The organism is Streptomyces sp. NBC_01255, assembly GCF_036226445.1.
GTDB lineage: Bacteria > Actinomycetota > Actinomycetes > Streptomycetales > Streptomycetaceae > Streptomyces.
In genome coordinates this window covers 1175650-1196493 of record NZ_CP108474.1, presented here as the reverse complement: position 1 = coordinate 1196493, position 20844 = coordinate 1175650, and the positions used below count along the sequence as shown (strand labels likewise).

15 protein-coding genes are annotated in these 20844 nt (G+C 70.5%); 8 read left to right on the top strand and 7 right to left on the bottom strand.

Annotation, left to right across the window (positions count from 1 at the left end):
- Positions 1–36: 36 nt before the first annotated feature.
- On the bottom strand, positions 37–792 hold the full coding sequence (locus OG357_RS05010) for a TioE family transcriptional regulator (protein ID WP_329619972.1): 756 nt from the start codon (positions 790–792) through the stop codon (positions 37–39).
- 58 nt (positions 793–850) lie between these two features.
- Between OG357_RS05010 and OG357_RS05005 the strand changes: the two genes are divergently transcribed.
- Entirely contained in the window at positions 851–2053 is a 1203-nt protein-coding gene (locus tag OG357_RS05005; protein WP_329619971.1) for an erythromycin esterase family protein, read from the top strand.
- Between the two features lie 69 nt (positions 2054–2122).
- Here the strand turns inward: OG357_RS05005 and OG357_RS05000 are convergent, their stop codons facing one another.
- The 4 genes from OG357_RS05000 to OG357_RS04985 form a co-directional block, all read right to left on the bottom strand.
- Entirely contained in the window at positions 2123–3565 is a 1443-nt protein-coding gene (locus OG357_RS05000; RefSeq protein WP_329619970.1) for a GH1 family beta-glucosidase, read from the bottom strand.
- 88 nt (positions 3566–3653) lie between these two features.
- Entirely contained in the window at positions 3654–4574 is a 921-nt protein-coding gene (locus OG357_RS04995; RefSeq protein ID WP_329619969.1) for a carbohydrate ABC transporter permease, read from the bottom strand.
- 4 nt (positions 4575–4578) lie between these two features.
- Complete coding sequence (locus tag OG357_RS04990) at positions 4579–5589, bottom strand: carbohydrate ABC transporter permease (protein WP_329619968.1); 1011 nt, start codon at positions 5587–5589, stop codon at positions 4579–4581.
- A 57-nt stretch (positions 5590–5646) separates the two neighbouring features.
- Entirely contained in the window at positions 5647–6993 is a 1347-nt protein-coding gene (locus OG357_RS04985) for an ABC transporter substrate-binding protein (RefSeq protein ID WP_329619967.1), read from the bottom strand.
- A gap of 332 nt (positions 6994–7325) precedes the next feature.
- Between OG357_RS04985 and OG357_RS04980 the strand changes: the two genes are divergently transcribed.
- A complete protein-coding gene (locus OG357_RS04980) occupies positions 7326–8375 on the top strand; it encodes a LacI family DNA-binding transcriptional regulator (RefSeq protein WP_329625488.1) in 1050 nt (349 codons plus the stop codon).
- 81 nt (positions 8376–8456) lie between these two features.
- On the opposite strand, the gene OG357_RS04975 is transcribed toward OG357_RS04980, so the two are convergent.
- Both OG357_RS04975 and OG357_RS04970 read right to left on the bottom strand, forming a co-directional pair.
- Positions 8457–10226, bottom strand: coding sequence for a glycoside hydrolase family 6 protein (locus OG357_RS04975; RefSeq protein WP_329619966.1), 1770 nt, complete (start codon positions 10224–10226; stop codon positions 8457–8459).
- Positions 10227–10274: 48 nt separating this feature from the next.
- A complete protein-coding gene (locus tag OG357_RS04970; protein ID WP_329619965.1) occupies positions 10275–11834 on the bottom strand; it encodes a cellulase family glycosylhydrolase in 1560 nt (519 codons plus the stop codon).
- A gap of 289 nt (positions 11835–12123) precedes the next feature.
- Between OG357_RS04970 and OG357_RS04965 the strand changes: the two genes are divergently transcribed.
- The 6 genes from OG357_RS04965 to OG357_RS04940 all read left to right on the top strand — a co-directional run bounded on the left by OG357_RS04965 (position 12124) and on the right by OG357_RS04940 (position 20734).
- On the top strand, positions 12124–15027 hold the full coding sequence (locus OG357_RS04965; protein ID WP_329619964.1) for a glycoside hydrolase family 48 protein: 2904 nt from the start codon (positions 12124–12126) through the stop codon (positions 15025–15027).
- A 191-nt stretch (positions 15028–15218) separates the two neighbouring features.
- On the top strand, positions 15219–16778 hold the full coding sequence (gene arfA, locus OG357_RS04960) for an arabinosylfuranosidase ArfA (protein ID WP_329619963.1): 1560 nt from the start codon (positions 15219–15221) through the stop codon (positions 16776–16778).
- Positions 16779–16984: 206 nt separating this feature from the next.
- Positions 16985–18235, top strand: coding sequence for an ABC transporter substrate-binding protein (locus OG357_RS04955; RefSeq protein ID WP_329619962.1), 1251 nt, complete (start codon positions 16985–16987; stop codon positions 18233–18235).
- A complete protein-coding gene (locus OG357_RS04950) occupies positions 18235–19269 on the top strand; it encodes a carbohydrate ABC transporter permease (RefSeq protein ID WP_443066625.1) in 1035 nt (344 codons plus the stop codon). Before OG357_RS04955 ends, OG357_RS04950 begins: the two co-directional genes overlap by 1 nt.
- Positions 19266–20144 (top strand): carbohydrate ABC transporter permease, encoded by an 879-nt coding sequence (locus tag OG357_RS04945; RefSeq protein ID WP_329619960.1) that lies wholly within the window; start codon positions 19266–19268, stop codon positions 20142–20144. Before OG357_RS04950 ends, OG357_RS04945 begins: the two co-directional genes overlap by 4 nt.
- Positions 20145–20158: 14 nt before the next feature.
- A complete protein-coding gene (locus tag OG357_RS04940) occupies positions 20159–20734 on the top strand; it encodes a hypothetical protein (protein ID WP_329619959.1) in 576 nt (191 codons plus the stop codon).
- Positions 20735–20844: the final 110 nt, after the last annotated feature.

Genomic DNA, 20844 nt, shown 5'->3' with positions numbered 1-20844 from the left:
ACGAATCGTCGACACCACCGCGACACGACCGACGTCTCATCCCCGCGCGCGGAGGTACGCCTCCAGCTCCGCCGCCCCGGTCAGCATCGCCCGCCCGCGGGCGGACAGCCGGCCCTGCCAGTCGCCCAGCGCGGCCTCCAGCGGCCCCGGCCCGCCGGCCGCCCGTACCTGCGCGATCACCGGGGCGATCTGCTCCAGGAGGTAACCGCCCCGTCTGAGCTGGTGGGCAAGACGCGCGTCCCGTACGTCCGCCTCGTCGTAGACGCGGTAGCCGGTCAGCGGGTCGCGGCGCGGGTGCAGCAGCCCGGCGCGCTCCCACGTACGCAGCGTCGCGGGCCGGATGCCGAGCTTCCCCGCCAGCGGCCCGATGAACGTGCCGCCGGCCTCGGGCGCGGTGCCGGGCTGGGGCTCGGGCGCGGTGCCGGGATCGGGCGCCGGGCCGGGCTCCAGGTCGCGGAGGGCACGTTCCACGGCCTGAAGGGTCCGTCGGTCGTCGAGGAGCTGGGCGTGGCTCTCGTCGATGAGACGGAACCCCTCGTCGACCGCGCCCTCGTTCACGGCCCGCATGATCGCCGCCGCCGTCCGGTGGCCGTGGCCGGGCACCAGGGCGAGGAACGCGCGGAGGGCCCCCGCGTGCAGCGCGGTGTAGGTGCGGTAGCCGTGAGGTGTGCGAGCGGCGGCCGGAAGGATCCCGGCCTCCTCGTAGTTCCTGACCGCCTGCGTGGACAGACCGTGCCCGCGCGCCAGGTCGACCGGCCTCAGCCGCTCCCGGCTTTGAAGGTTTCTCCCCATGAACCCGACGATATCGAGGAAAAGTCTTCACCGGTGCTTCAACGATAGCGTTGAAGGCATGGCGACAGACATCAAGGACACCGCCCATGCCGTCGAGGCCGCCGCCGTCATGCGGCTGCTCCCGACCCGGCCCCGGATGCTCGCCCTGGGCGAGCCCACCCACGGCGAGGACGCCCTCCTCGACCTGCGCAACGAACTCTTCCGGCAGCTCGTCGAGCAGGAGGGCTACCGGACGATCGCGATCGAGAGCGACTGCCTGGCGGGTCTGCTCGTGGACGACTACGTGACCTCGGGCACGGGCACCCTCGACGAGGTCATGGAGCACGGATTCAGCCACGGCTGGGGCGCGTCCGCGGCCAACCGCGAGCTCGTGCGCTGGATGCGCGCCCACAACGACGGCCGGCCCGCGTCCGAGCACCTCCGCTTCGCCGGTTTCGACGGGCCACTGGAGATCGCCGCCGCCGCGAGCCCCCGACAGGCCCTCACTGCGCTCCACGCCCATCTCGCGGCCCGGCTCGACGCGGACCTGTTCCCCTGTACCGCGGACACGCTCGACCGGCTGCTCGGCACCGACGACCGGTGGACCGATCCCGCCGCGATGATGGACCCGGCCCGATCCGTGGGGCAGTCCGCCGAGGCCCGTGAACTCCGGCTGCTCGCCGACGATCTGACGGCGCTTCTGGACGCGCAGCGACCCCATCTCAGCGCGGCATCCTCGTCGGAGGAGTGGGACCGGGCGTGCCTCCACGGGCGCACCGCCGTCGGCCTGCTGCGCTACCACCACTGGATCGCCGACGCCTCACCGGCCCGCTGGAGCCGGCTGGCGGGCCTGCGGGACCAGATAATGGCGGACAACCTCCTCGCCGTCGCCGCCCGGGGCCCGGTGTTCGTCCACGCCCACAACACCCATCTCCAGCGGAAGAAGAGCTCGGTCCGCATGGGAGGGAAGCGCCTGGAGTGGTGGGGTGCCGGTGCGCTGGTGAGCGACCGGCTCGGAGAGGAATACGCCTTCGTGGCCACGGCCCTCGGCACCATCCGGCACCAGGGAGTCGACACACCCCCGCCGGACACCCTCGAAGGCCTCCTGTACGCGCTCCCCGAGGACCGCTGCGTCATCGACGCCCCGCGCCTGGCGGCCGCCCTCGGCGACGAGCGGCCCGCACCGCGCGAATCCCCCTGGTTCGGCTACGCCCCCTTCGACCCGGCCCACTTGGCGGACAGCGACGGAATCGTGTTCGTCAAGGACATGCCGCAGAGGTAGCCGACGCAGGCGGCGAACGGCCGGGCGGGCCGTACCGGTGATCCGGTACGGCCCGCCCGTGCTCCCGTCTCAGTCGCTGTACGGGGCGTGCAGTTCGCCCGACCGGGCCACCCGGCCGTACCAGCGGGCGCTGGACTTCGGGGTGCGCTCCAGCGTGTCGTAGTCGACGCGGACCGCGCCGAACCGCTTCGCGTAGCCGTACGCCCACTCGAAGTTGTCGAGCAGCGACCAGAGGAAGTAGCCGCGCACGTCCACCCCGTCCGCGAGCGCGCGGTGCACGGCCTCCAGGTGCGCGTGCACGTAGGCGGCGCGCTCCGGGTCGTGCACCGCGCCGTCCTCGTCGACCTCGTCCTCGTACGCGGCGCCGTTCTCACTGATCACCAGCGGAAGGTCCGGGTACGCGGCGGAGACCCGGCTCAGCAGGTCGTACAGCGCGCTCGCGTCTACCGGCCAGCCCATCGCCGTCCGCTCGCCCGGCGCGCGGTGGAAGGCGACGGAGTCCGCGCCCGGCCACGGCGAGTGCTCGCTGTTGCCGTGACCGTCGTCCTGCGGCTTCTCCGCACCCTCCGGTACGTGCGAAACCAGCGTCGGCGTGTAGTAGTTGATCGCCAGGAGGTCCAGCGGCTGGTGCGCCGCGGCCGTGTCGCCGTCCCGGACGAAGGACCAGTCGGTGAGGTGCGCGGTGTCGGCGAGCAGGTCCTCGGGATAGGCGCCGTCCAGCATCGGCCCCAGCCAGATCCGGTTGCCGACGGCGTCGATACGGCGGGCCGCGTCCCGGTCCTCGACGGATTCCGTCAGGGGGCGCACCTCGTGGAGGTTGAGGGAGACCGCGATCTGCCGGTCGGCCGGGAGCGCGGACCGCAGGGCCTGGACGGCGAGGCCGTGCCCCAGGTTGAGGTGGTGGGCGGCCCGCAGGGAGTCGACCGGGTCGGTGCGGCCGGGGGCGTGGACCCCGGAGCCGTACCCCAGGAAGGCGCTGCACCAGGGTTCGTTGAGCGTGGTCCACCGGGTGACCCGGTCGCCGAGGGCGTCGGCGACGATCCCGGCGTACTCGGCGAACCGCTCGGCGGTCGCCCGCTCCGGCCAGCCCCCGGCGTCCTCCAACTCCTGGGGCAGGTCCCAGTGGTAGAGCGTCAGGGCCGGTGCGATCCCGGCGGCGAGCAGCTCGTCGACGAGCGCCCGGTAGAAGTCCAGGCCCTTCTGGACGGCGGGACCCCGTCCGGTGGGCTGGACGCGGGACCAGGAGACGGAGAACCGGTAGGCGTTCAGGCCCAGTTCGGACATGATGCCGACGTCCTCGCGGAACCGGTGGTAGTGGTCGACGGCCACGTCACCGGTGTGGCCCTCGAAGACCTTGCCGGGAGTGTGCGAGAAGGTGTCCCAGATGGACGGTGTGCGGCCGTCCTCCGCTGCCGCCCCTTCGATCTGGTACGCGGCCGTGGCGGCGCCCCAGAGGAAGTCGGACGGGAACGAGCGGGTGGCGGTGAGCGGCCGGGTTTCGGACGCGGTCATAGGAGAGGGCTCCCAACGCGGGTACGGGGTCGGTACGTTCGGTGAGTGCGGGGCGAAGCGGGCGCGGCGGCTCGGCTCTTTGAACCGCTCAGCTCTTGACGGCGCCGGCCGTGATGCCGCCCACGATGTGCTTGCCGAGGAAGGCGAAGACGAGCAGCAACGGCACGGTGGATATGAGGGCGCCCGTCAGGACGACGGCGTGGTCCACTGTGTGGTTTCCCGCTCCCAGGCCGGCGAGGGCCACCTGGAGGGTGGGGTTGCCGTCCTGGGTGAGGGCGATGAACGGCCAGAAGAAGTCGTTCCACGCCTGGACGAAGACGAGCATGCCGAGCACGGCCATCGCGGGCCGGGCCACCGGGAAGACCACGTGCCAGATCACCCGCAGGCTGTGCGCCCCGTCCATCCGGGCCGCCTCCACGAGCTCGATGGGCAGGGCCTCGACGAGGAACTGGCGCATGAAGAACACGCCGAAGGCGGCGACGAGCGAGGGCAGGACGACCGACTGGAGCTGGTCGAACCAGCCGAGGTCGGTGATGATCTGGTACAGCGGGATGACGCTGAGCTGCGGCGGGATCGTCATCGTGGCGACCACGAGCGAGAGCAGCATGCCGCGCCCCCGGAACGGCAGCTTGGCGAAGGCGAAGCCGGCGAGCGTGGAGAAGACGACGGTGGACGCGGCCACCAGACCGGCGACCACCGTGGTGTTGACCAGCGCCTCGCCCATGTGGACCTGGTTCCAGGCGAAGCTGAGGTTGTCCAGGAGGCGGGGTCCTGGCAGCAGCGGTGCCGGGGCCTGGACCACGCGCTCGCCGCTGTGGGAGGCGGCGACCAGGTTCCAGTACAGCGGGAAGAGCGAGACCACGGCGGCCACGGCCAGCAGGACGTAGGTCAGGGGTCCGGCGTGGTGCTGGCGGCCGGCCGTCTGGCGGAATCGGCGCCCCGGGCGGGGAGGCTCCGGGAGGCGACGCGAGGCCTTGGCCTCGATGGTCGTGTCGAGCGTGCGGGCCATGGGGTCAGCCTCCCAGCTTCTTGCGGTTGTGACGGGAGACGAGCGCCTGGACGCCGCCGACGAGCAGAAGGAGCAGCAGCATGATCCAGGCGATGGCGGAGGCCTGGCCCAGCGCGTTGTTCACCCACCCCTTCTCGTACATCAGCAGGCTCAGCGTCTGGAACTGGTTGCCGCTGCCGCCGCTGATGCCGACGCTGCCGCCGTAGAGCATCGGCTCGCCGAAGAGCTGGGTGGCGCCGATGGTGGAGACGACGACGGTGAAGAGGATCGTCGGCCGGATCGACGGGATGGTGACGCTGATGAACTGCCGCCAGCGCGACGCCCCGTCGAGGGAGGCGGCCTCGTACAGGTCCTGGGGCACGGCCTGCATGGCGGCCAGGTAGATCAGGGCGTTGTAGCCGGTCCAGCGCCAGGTGACGATCACCGAGATGGCGATCTGCGCCGGCCACTTGGACGACTCCCACTGGACGGGTCCGACACCGAACCAGTCGAGGACGGAGTTGATCATCCCGTAGTCGGTGTTGAACAGCTGGGCGAAGACCAGCGTCGCCGCCGCGATCGACGTGGCGTACGGGGCGAGGATCGCGATCCGGAAGAAGCCGCGGCCGCGGAGCTTGTAGTTGAGCAGGTGCGCCAGGCCCAGGGCCATGAGCAGCTGGGGGACCGTCGAGATGACCCCGATGGTGAAGGTGTTGGCGAGCGCGTTCCAGAAGAACTCGCTGGTCGCCAGGTCGGTGTAGTTCTCCAGGCCCTTCCACTGCGGGTCACCGCCGAGCTCGACCCGGTTGAGCGAGAGCCAGCCCGTGTAGATCAGCGGGAAGAGGCCGAAGGCGGCGAAGGTGAGGAAGAAGGGGGCGATGAAGACGTACGGGATCGCCTTGATGTCCCAGCGGTAGAGCGTGCTGCGCCGGCCGCCGGAAGAGGAGGAGCGGCGGCGGCCGCGCGGGCCGGGGGAGGAGGGCGGTGCGGCGGGCGGCTGCGAGCCGTCCGGCTTCGCCCGAACGGAGGTGGCCACGGGGGCGTCCTTCCAGGGTCGATGCGTGCGGTGGTGCGGACCGGCACGCGGCCCCCGCTACTGGTCGATCTTGTCGTCGACCAGCTTCTTGACGTTCTCCCAGGCCTTGGCCGGGTCGGTGCCGCGCTGCTCGATGTCGAGGATGCCGTTGTCGGTGAGGAAGGTCTTCACCTGGCCGTCCCAGCGGCTGATGACGGCGGGCGTGATCCCGGCGGCGGCGGAGGAGAAGATCTTGCCGACCGGGGTGTCGCCGAAGTACGGAAGCTTCGCGTCCTGGACGGCCGACGAGGTGAGCGTGTCCTTGGACGAGGGGATGTTGCCGTTGACCGCGAAGACCTTGGCGTGCTGCTCCGGGGCCGTCAGCCAGGCGGCGAGCTCGGCCGCCTCCTTGGTGTGCTTGCCGGACTTCGGCACGGCGAGGAAGGCGCCGCCCCAGTTGCCGGCGACCGGCGGCGCGGCGATGTCCCACTTGCCCTGGTTGGCGGGGCCCGCCTGGTCCTTGATGATGCCGGTCATCCAGCTCGGGCAGGCGACCGTGGCGAACTTGGAGTTCTTGAAGGCGGCGTTCCAGGTGCCCTTCTCGTCGAACTGGCGCAGCTTGGCGGTGAGTCCGCCCTTGCTCGCCGCGACGGCGGTCTCCCAGGCCTTCTTCACACCGGGGCTGTTCTCCCAGTCCAGCTTGCCGCTCGCGTCGGCGTACTGGACGGGGTCGCTGGAGATCACGGCGTTGAAGAGGCCGCTCGCCGAGTCGTGGAAGGCGGTGCCGGCGGGCGCGCTCTTCTTGTACGTGTTCCCGGTCTCGATGAACTTCGCCCAGTCGCCGGCCCACAGCTTGGCGACGGCATCGCGCTCGGTCGGCAGCTTGGCCTTGGCGAAGAGCTCCTTGTTGTAGCAGATGGCCATGGGGCCGATGTCGGTGCCGAGACCGATGACGCTGCCGCTCGCCGTCGTCGCCTGCTTGACCTTCCAGTCCAGGAAGGCGCCGATGTCCGCGCCACCCTCCTTGCTCAGGTCGACCCACTTGTCCGCCATGGTCTCGCCGGTCGCCTCGGCGATGTAGCCGACCTCGACGGCCTGGACGTCGGCGAGGCCGTTGTTCTGTGCGAGGCGCAGCTTCAGCGTGTCCCAGTACTTCTGGCCGTCGGAGACGTTCGTCTCCTCGATCTTGATGTTCGGGTGGGACTTCTCGTACTCGGCGTAGAGCTTGGCGCCGGTCTTGTCGTCGTAGCCGAAGGAACCGAAGGTCCCGACCCGCAGCGTGATCTTGCCGCCGCCCTGGGCGTCGCCGCCGCTGCCGTCGTCGCTGTCGCTGCCGCAACCGGTGAGCAGGGTCGTACCGGTCACGACGACGGCGACCGCCGCGATCGCCGCCCGGCGTCCGCGTCTGCTGCTGGAAGTGCGCATTCCACTCTCCTCGTCCAAGGTGGTGCTCGTTGTGCGCCAGGAGGTCCGGCCGGCTGATCGCGGCTCGGCGGCTGCCCGCCAGGACCTGGTACAGGCTGTGTGCGCCCCGGATGGGAGCGCTCCCACGTCGTTGCCGGAAGGTTGCTGCCTGGCGGGTGCGGGTGTCAAGACATGAACGCGGATTCGTTACCGGAAGGTTTTCCGGGGGTTTCGCCGGGGCCGCGCGGGGGTGGGGCCGTCATCTCCTGAACGCATGCTCGTGGCGTGGAGCGCGATGCGTGGACTAGTGTGGGAGCGCTCCCATCCCCCTTGTGGCGTGGGTGAGCAGCACGATGTCCTACGAGGGGAGTTCGGCGGTTGTGAACGGACGGCAGAGCGGCAGACCGACCCTGGAGCAGGTCGCGGCCAGGGCCGGGGTCGGCCGGGGAACGGTCTCCCGGGTGATCAACGGCTCTCCCCGGGTCAGCGAACAGGCCAGAACGGCCGTCGTCCGTGCCGTCACTGAACTCGGCTACGTACCCAACCAGGCCGCCCGCGCCCTCGCCGGCAGCCGCACCGACGCGATCGCGCTCGTCATCCCCGAGGTCGAGGCCCGACTCTTCGCCGAGCCCTACTTCCTCGACCTCATCCGTGGTGTCAGCGCCGAACTGGCCGACGCCGACAAGCAGTTGCTGCTCACCCTCGTCCGAAGCGAGCAGGAGCGGCAGCGCTTCGAGCAGTACCTCGCCGCCCAGCGCGTCGACGGCGTGCTGCTCGCCTCCGTCCACGGCGACGACCCGCTGCCCGACCGCATTCGCGAGCTCGGGCTCCCGGTCGTCATGAACGGGCGGCGCTCGGAGGCCGAGGCCGTGCCGTACGTCGACTCCGACAACATCGGGGCCGGGCGTGCGGCCGTCGCCCACCTCGTCGGCAGCGGACGGAGCCGGATCGCGACCGTCACCGGGCCGCTCGACATGTACGTGGCCCGCGCCCGGCTCGGCGGCTACCGCGCCGGGCTCGCCGAGGCCGGCCACGCCCCGGACGAGGCCCTCGTCACCGCCGGCGACTTCACCGAGGAGGGCGGCCGGCGGGCCATGCGGCTGCTGCTCGACCGCAGGCCGGACCTGGACGCCGTCTTCGCCGCCTCCGACGTGATGGCGGCGGGTGCGCGGAGCGTCCTGCGCGAGGCGGGTCGGCGCGTCCCGGAGGACGTGGCCCTCGTCGGCGTCGACGACTCCCCGGTGGCCCGGCTCATGGACCCGCCGCTCACGAGCGTCAGGCAGCCCATCGAGGAGATGGGCCGCACCATGGCCCGCATGCTCCTCCAGGACATCGCCGGCGGCCCGGAGAACGCCCCGAAGCGGGTCCTGCCCACGGAGCTGGTGGTACGGGGATCCTGCTGACGGCCCTTCCGTCGGCGCGCGGAAGCGGAAAGGCCGGACGGGGTGTTCGGGCCCGTCCGGCCGGCTTCCGGTCCCAGGGGCTTACAACGCCGGGTGGGCGTTCTTCATGAGCTCCTGGAACTGGGCCGAGAACCACTGGCCCGAGATCGGGGCGTCCGGCAGCGAGCCCGACATGCTGTTCCCGTTACGGGCGTTGCCCGTGTACGTCGGGTCGCACATCCGGTCGAAGCCCTTGCCCTCGTTGTTCGGGATCTCCTTGCTGGCGCCGTCGGACTCGCCCGGGGGCTTCATCCAGACGTACGCGTCGATGCCCGCGGCGGGCGCCGCCTGGGGCCGCTCGCCGAGTCCCGCACCGGCCTGGTTGCACCAGTTGCCGAGGTGGATGCGACGGTCGTAGCGGCCGCCATTGACGTACGTGTCGACGCTGGTCGTCGCGCCCGGGCCGGTCGGCCGCGCGGTGCCGCCCCAGCCGTTGCGGGAGGTGTCGATCAGCATGCCGAGGCTGCTGTCGAAGCCGATCGAGACCAGCTTGGCGCGCATGGCCTGGGCGTAGGACAGCTCGTCGGTGTAGCGGTTCCAGTCGACCCACTTCGACTGGCGCACGGAGGTGCCGTTGACACTGTCGTTGATGGTGAAGTGGTCCTCCTTCAGCGCGCTGTAGTTGGCGGTGTTGACGATGAAGCCGTGCACCTTGGAGACCGTGGAGCCCTCGGCCGTGGCGGCCTGCTTGAACAATTCGGCGGAGGGGCCGAAGTTGTCGTCCCAGCCCAGCCAGCCGTGGTGGCCGGCGTCGACGTAGTTGTAGACGTTGCCGATCGAGCCCAGCTTGTTCAGGGCGTAGCCGACACCGGTGATGTAGTTGCCGTTGGCCTTCATGACGTCGCAGTTGGCGGTGGCCGTCGGGCGCCCGGAGACGTTGGTGACCAGGTTGGGCAGCGAGTCGATCTCGACCGTGGTGACGATCCGCAGGCCCGCGTACTTCGGGTCGGCGAGGATCGCGGCGATCGGGTCGATGTACTCGGTCTTGTAGCGGCCGATCTCCGTCGGGCCCAGCTCGCCGTTGGAGGCGAGCGCGGCGCAGTCGCGGCCGGGCAGGTTGTAGACGACCAGCTGGACGACGAGCTCGCCGGAGCCCTTCTGCTCCAGGGCCTTGTCGAGGTGGGCGCGCAGGCCCATCGAGGTGCTCGACCCGTTGATGGCGGCGATCCGGTCCAGCCAGACGCCGGTGGGCTGGCCGGAGATCCTGGTGCCGCCCGGCTCGGCGGCGGCCTTCGCGGCCCACTCGGGGTTCACGTACACCTTGGCGCCGGCGTACGGGTTGTCGGCCTTGGTCCCGGCCGGCGGCGGTGTGGTGGGAGGTGTGGTCGGCGGGGTGGTCGGGGGAGTGGTGGGCGGGGTGGTGGGAGGCGTGGTCGGCTCGGTGGCGCCGTTGCAGACGACGCCGTTGAGCTTGAAGGTGGCCGGTACGGCGTTCGTGCCGCTGTACGAGCCGTTGAAGCCGAAGGAGGTCGAACCGCCCGTGGCGAGCGTCCCGTTGTAGGAGAGGCTCTTGGCGGTGACGGCGGCGCCGGACTGGGTGATGGTGGCGTTCCAGCCCTGCGTGACCTGCTGGTTGCCGGCGTAGGACCATTCGAGCGTCCAGGAGGCCACCGGATCACCGGTGTTGGTGACGGTCACGTTGCTGCCGAAGCCGGTGTTCCACTGGTTGGTGACCTGGTAGTCGACCTTGCAGCCGGGGGCGGCGGCGCCGGCGGTGGCGGTGCTCAGCACGGTGGCGGTCGCGCCGGTGGCCGTGATGAGGCCGAGGGCCGCCAGGAGGGCGGTGCGGCTGGTGCTTCTGGTGCGGCTCATGCGGGTGGGGATTCCTTTCGGGGAGTGTCCCAGGGATGCCATGGGAGGTCAGGGGGTGAGAGCGCGCAGGTGATCGCGCAGCCCGATGCCGAATGCGGTGGGGGTGCCGTCGTACGAACTGATCAGTGCCGGACCGGAGTTGCAGTTCCAGGTGTTCCAGGTCCAGCCCAGGTACGAGAGGCCGCGGTCGTCGAACCACTTCATGACGCGGTCGATGAACGCGTGTCCGCAGGTGTTCTCACCGATCTCGCCCGCGAGGAGAGGAACCTCGGCGGCTACCGGGGCGAGGGTGTTGTTCCAGCACGTCTCGTCGGCGCAGGTGTTGAAGTTGTAGACGTGCCAGGCGGCGGCCAGATTGCCCGCCGGATCCGTGGGTTTGTACGTGAGCCACTGGCTCAGGTCGTTGGAGTACGCGATGCCCGGGACGAGAACCAGGTTCTTCGCCCCCGTGGCGCGGACCGCGTCCAGCAGGTCCTGCATGCCGGCGACCTCGTAGCCGATGCCGGGGCAGGTGCCGCCGTCGCGCCAGCAGGACCATGCCTGGGTCGCGGTGGAGGTCGCCCGGTCCGGATAGGGCTCGTTGAACAGGTCGAAGACGACCCGCTTGTCGTTCTTGAAGGTGTTCGCCACCGAGGTCCAGAACGCCGGGGTGTACTGGGCGCCCGGCATCGGCTTCTGGCAGGAGGCGTGCACGTCGGAGCAGCCCGCCGAGTTGCCCGTGTACTGGCCGTACGTCCAGTGCAGTTCGACGACCGGGGTCATCCCGTGGGCGAGGACCTTGGTCACCAGGTCCTTGACCGCGTTGATGTAGTTCGTGCCCCGATACTCGGGCTTGATGTTGTCCAGGCCGAGCCAGCACTCCTCGTTGAGGGGGATGCGGACCGTGTTGGCCTTCCAGTCGGCGATGGCCTTCACGGAGGCGTCGTCGACCGGACCGTCCCAGATGCCGTGGCCCTGGACGCACATGAACTCGCCGCCGGAGCGGTTGACGCCGAGGAGGCGGCGGACGGCGCCGTTCTGGTCGGTGAACTTGTTCCCGGTGACGCCCAGTTCGGGCGCGCCGGTGACCGGAGTCGGCGGCGGTGAGGTCGGGGGAGTCGTCGGTGGTGTCGTCGGTGGTGTCGTCGGGGTGGTGGGAGTCGGCGTCGGCGTCGTGGCCGTCGGCGTGGGTGTCGGTGTCGGCGGCGCGCCCGTGTCACACGGCGTGCCGTTGAGCGTGAAGGCGGTGGGCGCGGTGTTGGCGCCCGTCCAGGAGGCGATGAAGCCGCCCGTCACCTTGGCGCCCGTGCCGAGCGCCCCGTTCCAGCTCTCGTTCACGACCGTGACGGAGGCCCCGGACTGGGACCACTTGCCGCCCCAGCCCTGGCTGACGACCTGGCCGGCCGGGAAGTCGAAGCCGAGGCTCCAACCGCTCAGCGCGGCGCTGTTGTTGGTGACGGTGACGGCACCCTGGTAGCCGCCGGCCCACTGGCCGACGACCGAGTACTCCACGGTGCAGACGGGTGCGGCCGCGGCTCCTGAGGCCGTACCCGTGACGGCGAGCGCGGTGCTCGCCATCGTGAGCGCTGCTCCTGCGAGCAGCGCGGAAAGACGTGGGGGATGTCGCATGAGCGAGTCCTCACAGCGAGGGCACACCACTGACGATGTGCCGACTGGACGGATTCGCTCCCACTGGTCGGGCAGACCGTAGCGTCAACAGCCGCCAAGCAAAAGAGGGGTTGAGTAAATTTCCCCGTCATCCGCCTTCGACTCTTCGCAGACCTTGACGCCGATGCGGCCCAACTGCACAGTGGGAGCGCTCCCACTGGTTCAGGGCTTGTCCCCACGGGCTCTTCTGCTCTTCGCTCATCAGCTCTTCGCACCCCCATCCTCCCGAGCCGCGAGGAGAACCACCCGTATGACGCGACTACGACCACGCCGGCCGCTGACCGCGCTGGCCGCAGCCTTCTCCCTCCCCCTCGGCCTCATGGCCGTCGGCGCCGTCTCCACCGCCCAGGCCGCCGCCGTGCAGTGCAGCGTCGACTACAAGACCAACGACTGGGGTTCGGGCTTCACCGCCGAACTCACGCTCACCAACCGGGCGGCCGAAGCACTCGACGGCTGGACGCTGACCTACTCCTACGCAGGTGACCAGAAGCTCACCAACGGCTGGAGCGGCACCTGGTCCCAGTCCGGCAAGAACGTCACGGTGACCAACGCGTCCTGGAACGGCGCCCTCGCCGCGGGCGCCGCCACCACCACCGGCGCCCAGTTCACCTACAGCGGGACCAACGCCGCCCCGACCGGTTTCGCGGTCAACGGCACCTCCTGCACCGGCGCCCACCAGCCGCCGGTCGCCGTCCTGACCAGCCCCACCGCGGGCGCCGTCTTCACCGAGGGCGACGCGGTGCCGCTCGCCGCCACGGCCGCCGCCGCCGACGGCGCCACCGTCGGCAAGGTGGAGTTCTACAGCGACACCACCCTCCTCGGTACGGACACGACGGCGCCGTTCGCCTTCAGCGCGGCCGGCCTCGCCGCCGGGTCCCACTCCCTCTACGCCAAGGCCTACGACAGCCTCGGTGCCTCCGCCGAGTCCGCTCCCGTCGGCGTCACCGTCGCCGCGGGGCCCGCGCTGGTCGCCTCCCCGGCCCAGCTCGGGGTCCGCCAGGGCGCCACCGGCACTTTTGACCTGAAGCTTTCCACCGCCCCCACCGCGAACGTCACGGTGAGCGTCGCCCGTACCTCCGGCAACACCAACCTCACCGCGACCCCGGCCGCCCTCACCTTCACCCCGGCGAACTGGAACACCGCCCAGAAGGTGACCGTCGCCGCCGCGGCCACCGGCACCGGCTCCGCCGTCTTCACCGCGACCGCACCCGGCCACGCCAAGGCCGAGGTCACCGTCGCCCAGCTGGCCGCCGACTCCACGTACGACGCCCGCTTCCTCGACCTCCACGGGAAGATCACCAACCCGGCCAACGGCTACTTCTCGCCCGAGGGCATCCCGTACCACTCCGTCGAGACCCTGATCGTCGAGGCCCCCGACCACGGGCACGAGACGACCTCGGAGGCGTACAGCTACCTCATCTGGCTCCAGGCCATGTACGGGAAGATCACCGGGGACTGGACCAAGTTCAACGGCGCCTGGGAGACCATGGAGAAATTCATGATCCCCACCCACGCCGACCAGCCCACCGGCTCCTCCTACAACGCCTCGAAGCCGGCCACCTACGCCCCCGAGTGGGACCTGCCCTCGCAGTACCCGGCCCGGCTCGACTCCGGCGTCACCTCGGGCTCCGACCCGATTGCCGCCGAGCTCAAGAGCGTCTACGGCACCGACGACGTCTACGGCATGCACTGGCTCCAGGACGTCGACAACGTCTACGGCTTCGGCAACGAGCCCGGGAAGTGCTCCGCCGGACCGACGGCGACCGGCCCCTCGTACATCAACACCTTCCAGCGCGGCCCGCAGGAGTCCGTCTGGGAGACCGTCACCCACCCCACCTGTGACAACTTCACCTACGGCGGGAAGAACGGCTACCTGGACCTCTTCACCGGGGACGCCTCCTACGCCAAGCAGTGGAAGTACACCAACGCCCCCGACGCCGACGCCCGCGCCGTCCAGGCCGCCTACTGGGCCGACCTCTGGGCCAAGGGCCAGGGCAAGGGCACCCAGGTCGCCACGACCGTCGGCAAGGCCGCCAAGATGGGCGACTATCTGCGCTACTCGATGTTCGACAAGTACTTCAAGAAGGCCGGGAACTGCGTCGGCCCGACCGCCTGCCCGGCCGGCACCGGCAAGGACAGCGCCCACTACCTGATGTCCTGGTACTACGCCTGGGGCGGCGCCACCGACACCTCGGCCGGCTGGTCCTGGCGCATCGGCTCCAGCCACGCCCACGGGGGCTACCAGAATCCGCTCGCCGCCTACGCGCTCAGCGAGTACGCCCCGCTCAAGCCCAAGTCGGCGACGGGCGCGGCGGACTGGGCGACCAGCCTCGACCGGCAGCTGGAGTTCTACCGCTGGCTCCAGTCCGACGAGGGAGCCATCGCGGGCGGCGCCACCAACAGCTGGCAGGGCCGCTACGCCACCCCGCCGGCCGGCACCCCCACCTTCCACGGCCTCTTCTACGACGAGAAGCCCGTCTACCACGACCCCGCGTCCAACCAGTGGTTCGGCTTCCAGGCCTGGTCCATGGAGCGGGTTGCCGAGTACTACCAGCAGACCGGTGACGCCGGGGCGAAGACCGTCCTCGACAAGTGGGTCTCCTGGGCGCTGTCCAAGACCACGATCAACCCGGACGGCACCTACCGCATCCCCTCCACCCTCCAGTGGTCCGGCGCTCCCGACACCTGGAACGCGGCGAACCCCGGCGCCAACTCCGGGCTGCACGTCACCGTCGCCGACTACACGAACGACGTCGGGGTGGCCGCCGCCTACGCCAAGACCCTGACGTACTACGCGGCCAAGTCCGGCCACGCCGAGGCCAAGCGCGTCGCCAAGGCCCTGCTCGACGGCATGTGGGACCACCACCAGGACCCGCTGGGCATCGCCGTCGAGGAGACCCGCGCCGACTACAACCGCTTCGACGACCCCGTGTTCGTACCGAGCGGCTGGACCGGCGTCATGCCGAACGGCGACACGGTGAACAACACCTCCACCTTCGCCTCGATGCGCACCTTCTACCAGGACGACCCGGCCTGGCCGAAGATCGAGGCCTATCTGGCGGGCGGCGCCGCCCCCGTCTTCACCTACCACCGGTTCTGGGCCCAGGCGGACATCGCCCTGGCCATGGGCTCGTACGCGGAGCTGCTCGAGTAACAGCCCGCCCCGCATGGAGCCGGCTTCGCGTACGACGAGCCCGGGCGGACCCCGAAAGGGGCCCGCCCGGGCTTCACACGTTTCCGCGGCCCGGCCCGCCGCCACCATCCATTGACGCCCGAAGGCCCGGATCCTACCTTCTCGTTCGGACACACGACCAGTGGTCGATATTTCGAACGAAAGGGATTCGCGTGTCACGTCCCGAACGCACCGCCCGCCCCACCCCCGACCCCGAGCGCACCGCCCGCTTCACCCTCGACCCCGACTTCACCGTCGCCCCCGTCGACCCCCGCCTCTTCGGCTCCTTCGTCGAGCACCTCGGGCGCTGCGTCTACACCGGCATCCACGAGCCCGGCCACCCGGCCGCCGACGAGGACGGTCTGCGCACCGACGTCCTGGAGCTCGTCCGCGAGCTGGGCGTCACCGCGATCCGCTATCCCGGCGGCAACTTCGTCTCCGGCTACCGCTGGGAGGACGGCGTCGGCCCGGTCGAGCGGCGGCCGCGCCGGCTCGACCTCGCCTGGCGGTCCACCGAGACCAACCGCTTCGGCCTGAGCGAGTTCATGACCTTCCTGCGGAAGGCCGGTCCCGAGGCCGAGCCGATGATGGCGCTCAACCTCGGCACCCGCGGCATCACCGAGGCCATGGACCTCGTCGAGTACGCCAACCACCCCGGCGGCACCGAGCTCTCCGACCGTCGCGTCGCCCACGGCGACAAGGACCCCTTCGGCATTCGCCTGTGGTGCCTGGGCAACGAGATGGACGGCACCTGGCAGACCGGCCAGAAGACCGCCGAGGAGTACGGCAGGCTCGCCGCCCAGACCGCGCGCGCCCTGCGGAGCATCGACCCCGGCCTCGAACTCGTCGCCTGCGGCAGCTCCGCGCGCGGGCTGCCGACCTTCGCCGCCTGGGAGGCGACGGTCCTCGCGGAGACGTACGAGGTCGTCGACCACGTCTCGCTGCACGCCTACTACGAGGAGGTGGACGGCGACCGCGACTCCTTCCTCGCCTCCGCCGTCGAGATGGACGCCTTCATCGAGGAGGTCGTCGCGACCTGCGACCACGTCGGCGCCCGGCTGAAGTCCACGAAGAAGCTGACGCTCTCCTTCGACGAGTGGAACGTCTGGTACCAGCGCCGGCCCAACCCGCACGCGGTGGAGGACTGGCAGGAGGCCCCACGCCTCCTGGAGGACGTCTACACCGTCACCGACGCGGTCGTCTTCGGGACCCTCGTGATCACGCTGCTGCGCCATGCCGACCGGGTCGCGGTGGCCTGTCTCGCCCAGCTCGTCAACGTGATCGCGCCGATCATGACCGAGCCGGGCGGCCCCGCCTGGCGGCAGACCACCTTCTTCCCCTTCGCCCAGGCCTCCCGGCACGGCCGCGGCACGGTCCTCGACGTGCGGGTCGACTCGCCCGCGTATCCCACGGCGCGGTACGGGGAGGTGCCGCTGCTGCACGCCACGGCCGTGCGCGCCGAGGACGGCACCGTGACCGTCTTCGCCGTCAACCGCGACCGGGACACGCCCCTGCCGCTGGAGGTGACCCTGCGCGGCCTCGGTCTCGACCGGGTCGTCGAGCACAGCGCGCTCGCCGACGCGGATCCGGAGGCCCGCAACACACTCGACGAGCCGGAGCGGGTCGTGCCGCACCCGGTGGAGGGTTCGACGGTGGGCGGCTCGACGCTCGACGGCGGGCTGTTGCGGGCGGTCCTGGAGCCGATGTCCTGGAACGTCATCAGGCTGGCCTGACCGGCCTGTCTGACCGGCCCGATATTGAATCCTTTCACAGGGGTCCACCTGTCACGTCCTTCGAAGCGCTTCGAAAGATCCGGTCCGAAGCGTTGACGTGGCTGGCGGACGACCCTACTTTGGCCCAGCAAGCGCTTTCCTGAAACGTTCCATTAACGCGCGGAGGACGAACTGTGCGTACTCAAGGCACTGTTGACCGTCGGAGCATGCTGAAGGTCGCCGGCGGCTCTCTTGCGGCTCTCGGCCTGACCGCGGCGGGCTGCGGTTCCGGCTCGGGCTCCGGAGACGGCACGGTCACCATTCGGTACAGCTGGTGGGGCTCGGAAGACCGGGCCAAGCGGATCAACCAGTCGATCGCGCTCTTCGAGAAGAAGTTCCCGAAGATCAAGATCAAGACCGACTTCCAGCCCTACGCCGACTTCTGGAAGAAGTTCAACACCCAGGCCTCGGGCGGCAACGCACCGGACGTCTTCCAGAACGCCATCGGCTTCCTGCGCAAGTACGACGCGAAGAACGTCCTCCTCGACCTGCGCGAGCAGGCCGGGGCGGGGAACCTCCGCCTCGACGGCTTCCGCGCCGGCCTGGAGAAGTTCGGCGAGGTCGACGGCAAGCTCCTCGGCGTCCCCGTCGGCAGCAACTCGATGGCCCTCGTCGTCGACCAGGCCGTCTTCACCAAGGCCGGGGTCACCCCGAAGCCGGGCTGGACCTGGGACGAGTACCACGCGGCCCTCGCCCGGATCCAGGAGACTCAGGGCAGGGCCGGCGACGCGGGACCGTACGGGATCATGTACCTGTACGACCTCTACCTGCGCCAGCACGGCAAGGCGTTCTTCACCACCTCCGGCCTCGGCTTCACCGAGGCGGACCTGACGGACTGGTGGACCAAGGCGTTCGAGCGGGTGAAGTCCGGCGTCTACGCCGATCCGAAGAAGACCATCCCGGCCAAGCCCAAGTCGGCGGTCACCGCCGAACTCGCCGGCTGCGAGTTCACCTGGGACAACTTCGCCGTCCGCTACACCTCCGAGGGCAAGAGCCGGTACGGCCTCGCCCCCATCCCCACCACCGACGGTCGCAAGACCGGTCAGTACCTCGGTTCCCTCATGCTCAGCGCCTCCAAGCGCACCAAGCACCCCAAGGAGGCCGCCCAGTTCATCGACTTCATGGTCCACGACCCCGAGGTCGGGAAGATCATGGGATACGACCGGGGCGTCCCGGCCACCGAAGCCCAGTACCAGGCGTACGTGCCGACCGACGAGGTCGGCAAGCAGATCGCCGCCTACGAGAAGCAGCTCGTCGAGTCCCGCGTCCTGGAGCCGATCACCCCGCACCCGGCCGGCGCCGACGTCTGCGAGGCCGCCTTCATGCGGCTCGCCGAGGAGATGTCCCTGGGCGAGCGGCCGGTCGGGGACGCGGTGAAGCAGTACTTCACCGAGGCGAAGACGGCGCTCTCCTCCTGATGGACGCCGCCGTGACCTCCGCACCGACTCCCGCGCCGCACCCCGCGCGGGCGACCCGCCCGGACGAGGGGCCCGCACCCGCGGACTCCCCGTCCGGCGGCGGGCGCCCGCCCCGGGCGGCGGGCCGCGCCGCCCGCCCCCGCCGGGCCCGCCGCGAGAACCTCGCGGGCTACCTCTTCATGTCCCCCTGGATCGCGGGCTTCCTCCTGCTCACCGCGGGGCCCATGGTGGCCTCCCTCTACTTCGCCTTCACCGACTACAACCTCTTCGACGCCCCCCGGTGGATCGGCCTCGACAACTTCACCGAGATGTTCGGCGACCCCCGCTGGCGCACCTCGGTCGAGATCACCGGCTGGTACGTGGTGATCGGCACCCCGCTGAAACTCGCCGCCGCGCTCGGCGTCGCCCTGCTGCTCAACCAGAGCCGGCGCGGGCAGGGCTTCTACCGGGCCGCGTTCTACGCGCCCTCGCTCATCGGGGCCAGTGTCGCCATCGCCATCGTCTGGCGCGCGATCTTCTCCGACGGCGCCGCCGTCGACCGCGCGCAGCAGGTCTTCGGCATGGACGCCGGTGGCTGGATCGGCGACCCCGACCGCATCATCTACGCCCTGGTCGCCCTGACCGTCTGGCAGTTCGGCGCCCCGATGGTCATCTTCCTGGCCGGACTCAAGCAGGTACCACGGGAGTTGTACGAGGCGGCCCAGGTCGACGGCGCGAGCCCCTGGCGGCGGTTCTGGCACATCACCCTGCCGATGATCTCCCCGGTCCTCTTCTTCAACGTGCTCCTGGAGACCATCCACTCCTTCCAGATCTTCGGCTCCGCCTACATCATCGGCAGCCAGGGCAACGCCTGCGGGCCGGCCGACGGCACGCTCGTCTACACCTGCTACCTCTACATCCAGGGCTTCGAGAACAGCCGGATGGGTCTCGCCTCGGCGATGGCCTGGATGCTGCTGCTCGCCGTCGGCCTGGTCACGGCGGTGCTGTTCTGGTCCCAGCGGCGCTGGGTGCACTACGAGGAGGGGGCCCGATGAGCCTCGCACGCACCGGCAAGGGCCCGATGAGCCTCGCACGCACCGGCAGAGGCGGCTCCGTCGCCTGGCACCTCGGGGCGCTGGCCGTGCTCGCGGTCATCCTCTACCCCGTGGTGTGGGTGATCGGCGGCTCGTTCAAGCCGAACGACGAGATCGTCGGCAGCCTGACGCTCTTCCCCGCCGACCCCGTCATCGACAACTACCGGCGGCTCGCCGACGGCATCGCCGACATCCCCATCTCCACCTTCTTCGGCAACTCCCTCTTCCTGGCCGTCGGTTCGGTGGTGGGCGTGCTGATCTCCAGCTCGCTCTCCGCGTACGCCTTCGCCAAGATCGGTTTCGCCGGGCGCGGACTGCTCTTCACCCTGATGATCGGCACGCTGCTCCTGCCGTACCACGTGCTGCTCATCCCGCAGTACGTGCTCTTCCAGAAGCTCGAACTGATCAACACCTACACGCCGTTGCTGCTCGGCAAGTACCTGGCCACGGACGCCTTCTTCGTCTTCCTCATGCTCCAGTTCATGCGCGGGCTGCCGAAGGAACTCGACGAGGCCGCCCGCCTCGACGGCTGCGGGCACCTGCGGACGTACTGGTCGATCGTGCTGCCGCTCTGCCGGCCGGCCCTCATCACCAGCGCGATCTTCACGTTCATCAACGCGTGGAACGACTTCATGGGTCCGCTGATCTACCTCAACGAACCCGAGAAGTACACGGTCTCGCTGGGCCTGAAGATGTTCGTCGACCAGGACGGCGTCGCCAACTACGGCGGGATGATCGCGATGTCGCTCGTGGCACTGCTTCCGGTGGTCGCCTTCTTCCTCGCCTTCCAGCGGTACCTCATCGACGGCATGGCCACCTCGGGCCTCAAGGGCTGAGGGGGGCAGGCGAGATGAGAGCACGCTTCCTGGCCCGCTTCGGGATCTTCGCGGAGTGCCTCCTCGTGGGGGTGTGGATCGCCGTCGCCGCGCTCCCGCTGGTCACCCTGCCGGCGGCGCTCGCGGCGGGCGCGGCCCACCTGCGGCGCTGGACGGGCGACGAGGAGGCCGGTCTGCGGTTCTTCGCCGCCGACCTGCGCGCCGCCGTCCGCCGGGGCTGGCTCGTGGGCGTCGCCGTCTGGGTGACCCTCGCCCTGCTGTGGGCGGACCTCGCCGTCGTACGGGCGGGGGTGCTGCCCGGCGCCCGGCTCGTCGGCGCCGCCGGCGTCCTCGTGGCCCTCGGGCTCGCCGTCGCCCTGCTGCGGGCGTGCGCGGTCTGGCACCCGGGCGCCCGCTGGCGCGAGCTCCTCGCCCCGGCGGGCCGCCGGACCCTGCGGGACCCGGCCGGTTCCCTGCTCGTCGTCTGCGGCTTCGCCGTGATCGCGGCCTCGGCCTGGTTCTCGGCCCCCCTCGCCGTGCCCGCGCTCGGCATCATGGTCGCCGCCGCGCTGGCGGTCGAGCGCAGGGCCACGGCTGCGGCGACCGCGTAGTCGCATCGGCTCCGGCGGCCGCGTAACCGCCGGGCCACGGCTCCGGCGAGCGGGTACTCGCCGGGGCACGTGCCCCCGTCTTCTTCTTCTCTTCCTCCCCGCTGTCCGCG